The 7,272-nt window shown below is 41.1% G+C and carries 5 protein-coding genes, 7 tRNA genes and 2 rRNA genes; all 14 read left to right on the top strand.

Annotation, left to right across the window (positions count from 1 at the left end):
• The first annotated feature begins 2 nt into the window (after positions 1 to 2).
• Positions 3 to 119, top strand: a 5S ribosomal RNA gene (gene rrf, locus FHY47_RS18160).
• A gap of 13 nt (positions 120 to 132) precedes the next feature.
• Positions 133 to 208 (top strand) — tRNA-Val (locus FHY47_RS18155).
• A gap of 7 nt (positions 209 to 215) precedes the next feature.
• Positions 216 to 288 (top strand) — tRNA-Lys (locus FHY47_RS18150).
• A gap of 80 nt (positions 289 to 368) precedes the next feature.
• Positions 369 to 443 (top strand) — tRNA-Gly (locus tag FHY47_RS18145).
• Positions 444 to 457: 14 nt separating this feature from the next.
• Positions 458 to 543: transfer RNA gene (locus FHY47_RS18140), tRNA-Leu, on the top strand.
• An 8-nt stretch (positions 544 to 551) separates the two neighbouring features.
• Positions 552 to 628, top strand: a tRNA-Arg gene (locus FHY47_RS18135).
• Positions 629 to 634: 6 nt separating this feature from the next.
• Positions 635 to 711 (top strand) — tRNA-Pro (locus tag FHY47_RS18130).
• Between the two features lie 12 nt (positions 712 to 723).
• A tRNA-Ala gene (locus FHY47_RS18125) sits at positions 724 to 799 on the top strand.
• A 3-nt stretch (positions 800 to 802) separates the two neighbouring features.
• Positions 803 to 919, top strand: a 5S ribosomal RNA gene (gene rrf, locus FHY47_RS18120).
• A gap of 253 nt (positions 920 to 1,172) precedes the next feature.
• Entirely contained in the window at positions 1,173 to 1,634 is a 462-nt protein-coding gene (locus FHY47_RS18115) for a CtsR family transcriptional regulator (protein WP_066103078.1), read from the top strand.
• A 24-nt stretch (positions 1,635 to 1,658) separates the two neighbouring features.
• On the top strand, positions 1,659 to 2,192 hold the full coding sequence (mcsA, locus tag FHY47_RS18110) for a protein-arginine kinase activator protein McsA (RefSeq protein WP_066103075.1): 534 nt from the start codon (positions 1,659 to 1,661) through the stop codon (positions 2,190 to 2,192).
• Complete coding sequence (gene mcsB / locus FHY47_RS18105; RefSeq protein ID WP_066103072.1) at positions 2,189 to 3,268, top strand: protein-arginine kinase McsB; 1,080 nt, start codon at positions 2,189 to 2,191, stop codon at positions 3,266 to 3,268. Before mcsA ends, mcsB begins: the two co-directional genes overlap by 4 nt.
• 12 nt (positions 3,269 to 3,280) lie before the next feature.
• Entirely contained in the window at positions 3,281 to 5,722 is a 2,442-nt protein-coding gene (gene clpC, locus FHY47_RS18100; RefSeq protein ID WP_066103069.1) for an ATP-dependent protease ATP-binding subunit ClpC, read from the top strand.
• 168 nt (positions 5,723 to 5,890) lie between these two features.
• Positions 5,891 to 7,270: a DNA repair protein RadA gene (gene radA / locus FHY47_RS18095; protein ID WP_066103066.1), complete on the top strand. Its 1,380-nt coding sequence runs from the start codon at positions 5,891 to 5,893 to the stop codon at positions 7,268 to 7,270.
• Positions 7,271 to 7,272: the final 2 nt, after the last annotated feature.

The following is a 7,272-nucleotide window of genomic DNA, read 5'->3' as shown; positions in this document are numbered from 1 at the left end:
AGTCCGGTAATGATGGCGAAGAGGCCACACCCGTTCCCATTCCGAACACGGAAGTTAAGCTCTTCAGCGCCGATGGTAGTTGGGACGCGAGTCCCTGTGAGAGTAGGACGTTGCCGGGCTATTTTTTATATTGGAGGATTAGCTCAGCTGGGAGAGCATCTGCCTTACAAGCAGAGGGTCGGCGGTTCGATCCCGTCATCCTCCACCATTATTGTGAGCCATTAGCTCAGTCGGTAGAGCATCTGACTTTTAATCAGAGGGTCGAAGGTTCGAGTCCTTCATGGCTCATTTTTTATAGATAAATAAGCGAGTGAGCAGGAACGATAACCTCATTGGCCTAAGTTCTTATCACTGCTTTACTGTATAATGCGGAAGTAGTTCAGTGGTAGAACATCACCTTGCCAAGGTGAGGGTCGCGGGTTCGAATCCCGTCTTCCGCTCCAATGCCAAGTTATATGCCGGGGTGGCGGAATTGGCAGACGCACAGGACTTAAAATCCTGCGGTAGGTGACTACCGTGCCGGTTCGAGACCGGCCCTCGGCACTCTATATGCGCCCGTAGCTCAATTGGATAGAGCGTTTGACTACGGATCAAAAGGTTAGGGGTTCGACTCCTCTCGGGCGCGCCATTATATCGGGAAGTAGCTCAGCTTGGTAGAGCACTTGGTTTGGGACCAAGGGGTCGCAGGTTCGAATCCTGTCTTCCCGACCATTTTAAAAATTTGGGGCCTTAGCTCAGCTGGGAGAGCGCCTGCTTTGCACGCAGGAGGTCAGCGGTTCGATCCCGCTAGGCTCCACCATAGTCCGGTAATGATGGCGAAGAGGCCACACCCGTTCCCATTCCGAACACGGAAGTTAAGCTCTTCAGCGCCGATGGTAGTTGGGACGTGAGTCCCTGTGAGAGTAGGACGTTGCCGGGCAGCCAAAACCAGTTCAAATTGAACTGGTTTTTTTGTATTTTAGGGAAAAAAGATCCTTTTTACAGGAAGGTTTCAGGGTTTTAAAAAAGGAAATTTGGGTAGAATTGAAGTATTGGTTTTTTATAAAAAGGTTAATTGTGCAGTATACATATAATAAGTTAGAGTAAAGTATAATGATTGCCAAATTGAGGATGCTTTTGTATAATTATAGTCAAATATAGTCAAAGTCAAAACAGTGAGAGGGGGAGCCTATATGAAAAATATATCCGATATTATTGAAAATTATTTGAAGAGCGTTCTCGATATAAGCGAGAAAGAATTGGTAGAGATAAAAAGAAGCGAAATTGCTGATAAGTTCCAATGCGTTCCCTCTCAAATTAATTATGTGATCAATACTCGTTTTACAATCGAAAGAGGTTATCTGGTAGAAAGTAAACGGGGTGGTGGGGGTTATATTCGTATAATGCGGGTACAGTCCCATGACAGAGCACATTTAATTGAACAAATCAGTAATTTGGTTGGACAGCGTATCTCTCAAAGTAATTCTGAAGATTTAATTGGCAGATTAGTTGAGGAAGAAGTTATATCTTCACGGGAAGCAAAAATCATGTTGAGTGTAATGGACCGTTCTGTACTCCATTATGATTTACCTGAACGAGATGAATTGCGCGCGCGAATCTTAAAAGCGATGTTTATGACATTAAGGTATAAATGAGTTGCTACGGAGAGGGTGAAAACAATGCTTTGTCAGGAATGTAACGAAAGACCCGCTACGATGAAGGTTACAAAAATCGTTAACGGCAAACAAATGGAAGTAAACCTTTGTGAATATTGTGCTGAAGAAAAAGGCGATTTTTTTTCATTCAATAATCTGTTAGCAGGTTTATTAAATATGGGATTAGGTATGAAATCAGCCGACTCTAAATCGCCCTTTAGTAATGAAGATCAACTGATATGTCCCCATTGTGGATTAACATACCGTGAATTTGTTAATATCGGTCGGTTTGGATGTTCGGATTGCTATAAGACATTCAATCCATATTTGGAATCCATATTAAGAAAATTGCATGGAGGGAATGTTCATCATAACGGAAAAATTCCTAAACGTGCTGGCGGAACTTTACATATAAGAAAGCAAATAAATGATTTAAAGGCTCAAATCAATGATTATGTTGAGGCAGAGGAATTTGAGAAGGCAGCAGAAGTCAGGGATCAGATTCGTTCATTAGAGAAGGAAATTGAAGCCTCTCAAGAAGGGGGCGAACAAAAATGACAATTGAACACTTTATGGAGAATGCCATCAGCTCATGGATGAACCAGGAAGGGCCGGAATCGGATATTGTATTGAGCTCAAGAGTCCGATTGGCCAGAAACGTAAAAAATGTCGCCTTTCCGATCGTTTTTTCACAGGAAGAAGCCAAAAGATTACTAAAAAAAGTTGAAGATCGTATTGGCGGTCAGTATCTTTCAGGATTAGGACATTTGGAAATGGTAAAAATGATAGATCTAAATCCATTAGATAAGCAAGTACTGGTAGAAAAACATTTAATAAGCCCTCTGTTGGCAAAACATAAAGATGTAGGTGCCTGCCTTATTTCAGAAAATGAAGAAGTCAGCATAATGGTTAATGAAGAAGATCATATCCGAATTCAATGTCTATATCCTGGACTGCAAATTTCTGAAGCTCTCGAAGTAGCAAGCAGAATTGATGATTGGGTAGAGAGTGAATTGGACTATGCATTTGACGAAAAGATTGGATATCTAACAAGTTGTCCAACGAATGTTGGAACTGGATTAAGAGCATCTGTCATGGTTCATTTACCGGGCATTGTGTTAACAAGACAGATAGACAGAGTGGTATCTGCTATTAATCAATTAGGATTGGTTGTGCGCGGTATCTATGGTGAGGGCAGCGAGGCACTGGGAAATATATTTCAAATATCCAATCAAATGACGCTCGGAAAGACCGAGGAAGACATCGTTGATGATTTAACCAGTGTAGTGGAACAGATTATTATGCAGGAAAAGGCAGCAAGGGACACATTAGTACAATCATCAAACATACAATTGGAAGATAGGGTTTTCCGTTCACTTGGTATACTGTCTCATGCCAGAATCATTGAATCCAAGGAAGCGGCAAAATGTTTATCAGATGTTAGATTAGGTATTGATTTAGGTTACATTCCTAATATATCTAAACATATATTAAATGAATTAATGATTGTTACTCAGCCTGGATTCCTTCAGCGATATGCAGGAGGGGAGTTAAATTCAAAAAACAGGGATATTCGAAGGGCTACTTTAATCAGGGATCGATTATTGATGGAAGATAAAACACAAGATGAATAGGAGGAAAACATAATGATGTTTGGTCGATTCACAGAAAGAGCACAAAAAGTATTGGCACTTGCACAGGAAGAGGCAATTAGGCTTGGGCATAATAATATTGGCACTGAACATATCTTGCTTGGTTTAGTGAGAGAAGGGGATGGAATAGCTGCTAAAGCGCTCTATGCTCTTGGGTTAAGTCCTGAAAAAATTCAGGAAGAGGTTGAGAGCCTGATTGGTAAGGGATCTGAGACTGTACAAACTATTCATTATACTCCTCGTGCTAAAAAAGTCATTGAATTGTCTATGGATGAAGCCAGAAAGCTGGGACATTCTTATGTAGGTACTGAACATGTCTTATTAGGGTTAATTCGCGAAGGCGAAGGTGTAGCAGCCCGTGTTCTGAATAATCTGGGTGTAAGTTTGAATAAAGCAAGACAACAGGTATTACAACTCTTAGGCAGCAATGAAGCAGGTATTCATCAGGGAGGATCATCTTCTGTAGCAAGCACGCCTACCTTGGATAGCCTTGCCCGGGATTTGACTGCGATTGCGAGAGAAGGCAGCCTGGATCCGGTAATAGGAAGAAATAAAGAAATACAACGGGTTATTGAGGTATTAAGTCGTCGTACTAAAAATAATCCTGTGCTTATTGGTGAACCGGGAGTCGGTAAAACAGCAATTGCAGAAGGACTCGCCCAACAAATCATTAATAATGAAGTTCCTGAGATCCTTCGAGATAAAAGAGTTATGACACTCGATATGGGGACAGTTGTTGCCGGTACGAAATATCGCGGTGAATTTGAAGATCGCCTTAAAAAAGTGATGGATGAAATTCGTGCTGCAGGTAATGTTATTCTGTTTATTGATGAACTCCATACCTTAATTGGTGCAGGCGGAGCCGAAGGAGCAATTGATGCCTCCAATATTCTAAAACCTTCATTGGCTAGAGGGGAATTGCAATGTATCGGAGCCACAACACTTGATGAATATAGAAAATATATTGAAAAAGATGCAGCTTTGGAAAGACGCTTTCAGCCAATTCAGGTTGACGAGCCAACAATTGAGGAATCTATCCAAATACTTAAAGGCTTGCGCGATCGCTATGAGGCACATCACAGAGTATCAATCACAGATGAAGCAATCGATGCTGCAGTTAAGCTATCTGATCGGTATATCTCCGATCGGTTCCTACCAGATAAGGCAATTGACCTGATTGATGAATCAGGTTCCAAGGTAAGACTCCGTTCCTACACTACGCCGCCTAATTTAAAGGAACTTGAAGTTCGCCTGGAAGAGGCACGAAAAGAGAAGGATGCGGCTGTTCAAAGTCAGGAATTTGAAAAAGCGGCATCATTGCGTGATATCGAACAAAAATTACGTGAAGAACTTGAGAATACAAAACGTGAATGGAAAGAGAAACAAGGGAAAGAAAACAGCGAAGTTACTGTAGAAGATATTGCGCACGTTGTATCGAGCTGGACTGGTATACCGGTTACGAAGCTTGCACAAACTGAATCTGATAAGCTTCTGAATATGGAGGAGATTCTCCATAACCGTGTGATTGGTCAGGAAGAAGCAGTTATAGCTATTTCTAAAGCTGTGCGTAGAGCAAGAGCTGGACTGAAAGATCCTAAACGTCCAATCGGGTCATTTATCTTCCTTGGTCCTACAGGGGTTGGTAAAACAGAATTAGCTAGAGCACTGGCCGAATCAATGTTTGGCGATGAAGATGCAATGATTAGAATTGATATGTCTGAGTATATGGAAAAGCATTCAACATCCCGCCTTGTTGGGTCACCTCCAGGATATGTTGGGTATGAGGAAGGCGGACAATTAACAGAAAAGGTTCGTCGTAAACCATATTCCGTTGTGCTTCTTGACGAAATTGAAAAAGCGCATCCGGATGTCTTTAATATCCTGTTACAGGTATTAGAAGATGGACGTCTGACAGATTCAAAGGGTAGGACAGTTGATTTTCGTAACACAATTTTGATTATGACTTCCAATGTCGGAGCTCACAGTTTGAAAAAGAATCGTTATGTTGGGTTCAATATGCAGGATCAAGGCCAGGATTATAAAGATATGAAAGGCCAGGTTATGGAAGAATTAAAACGTGCTTTCCGTCCAGAATTCCTAAACAGAATTGATGAGATTATTGTGTTCCACTCTCTGGAAAAAGAGCATTTGAAATCGATTGTTACGTTGCTGGGTGACCAGCTGATTAAACGCTTGGCTGAGCAGGATATTAATCTTGAATTGACGGAAGCGGCAAAAGGAAAAATTGTAGAAGAAGGCTATGATCCTGATTATGGAGCACGTCCTTTGAGAAGATCTATCCAAAAACATGTTGAAGACTTCTTATCAGAACAACTGTTGAAAGGAAAGATTGAAAAAGGTAAAAAAATTACTATCGATGTGGTTGATGGTGAGTTTACTGCCAAAACAGGGGATGAAGTAATAGCTGCTAAGTAAGAAATATTGGTTTGAGGGCACTGCCATAGGGTTGTGCCCTTTCCTTACAGATAGCTATAAATACTTTATAATGACAAATAATAAGAATAAGAATAGCGATATAATCCGTAAAATAAAAAGAGAAGCACATAATTAGTTAATTTATTCCCCGGAGAGGATTAAAGAAATATGGCAAAAAAGAAAACGAAATTTATCTGCCAAAGTTGTGGATATGAATCAGCAAAATGGATGGGGAAATGCCCTGGCTGTAATGAATGGAATACCATGACAGAGGAAATTGAAATAACAGCTAATAAAAATCAGAGACGTACAGCTTTTACCCATTCGGATCAGGCAATGGCGAAACCTACATCGATTACTTCCATAGGTACGGAGCAGGAACCTCGCGTATTGACAGATTCAAATGAACTCAATCGTGTTCTTGGAGGAGGAATTGTACCTGGGTCCTTATTATTGATAGGTGGAGATCCAGGAATTGGAAAATCTACTTTATTACTGCAGGTTTCATCCCAGCTAGCGAATAATAATTACGATGTTTTGTACATATCTGGCGAAGAATCAGTGAAGCAAACAAAACTGAGGGCTGTTAGACTGGGGGTATCTTCAGACCATCTCTATGTTTATTCTGAAACAGATATGGGGATGATTGAACAAGCTATCAATGAAATGAACCCTAATTTTGTCATAATCGACTCTATTCAAACAGTATTCCATCCTGATGTAACATCTGCTCCAGGCAGTGTATCACAGGTTCGTGAATGTACAGCTGAATTAATGAGACTGGCTAAGACAAAGGGAATTGCAATATTTATTGTTGGCCATGTTACAAAAGAGGGTAATATTGCCGGACCGAGACTATTGGAACATATGGTGGATACCGTGCTCTATTTTGAAGGGGAACGTCATCATACTTATCGTATTTTAAGGGCAGTCAAGAACAGATTTGGTTCTACAAATGAAATGGGTATTTTTGAAATGAAGGAAGAAGGATTAGAGGAAGTTTTGAATCCTTCGGAGATATTCCTCGAAGAACGTTCTCAGGGCGCAGCGGGTTCAACTGTCGTAGCTTCGATGGAAGGAACACGGCCCATACTTGTAGAAATACAAGCCCTCATTTCTCCATCTATCTTCCCTAATCCAAGAAGGATGGCAACAGGAATTGACCATAATCGTGTCTCTTTGTTAATGGCTGTTCTGGAGAAAAGAGTTGGTCTCTTACTTCAAAACCAAGATGCATATTTAAAGGTCACCGGTGGAGTAAAGTTGGGTGAGCCTGCTGTAGATTTGGCTGTAATTGTCAGTATAGCTTCAGGCTTTAAAGACGTACCTACTAGAGCAACGGATTGTATTGTTGGTGAAGTTGGATTAACCGGTGAAGTTAGAAGGGTATCGCGGATAGAGCAAAGAGTAAAGGAAGCAGCGAAGCTTGGATTTGAGCGTATTATCGTGCCTGCCAATAATTTGGGTGGCTGGAAACCTCCGTCAGAAATCAAAGTGATTGGAGTCAATTCGGTAAGCGAAGCTTTAAAATATGCATTAGGGGGTTAAGG

It is taken from the genome of Bacillus sp. E214 (assembly GCF_008087365.1).
In the GTDB taxonomy this organism is placed as follows: domain Bacteria; phylum Bacillota; class Bacilli; order Bacillales; family Pradoshiaceae; genus Pradoshia.
The sequence above is the reverse complement of the archived record's forward strand: the minus strand, read 5'-3'. Positions and strand labels throughout refer to the sequence as shown.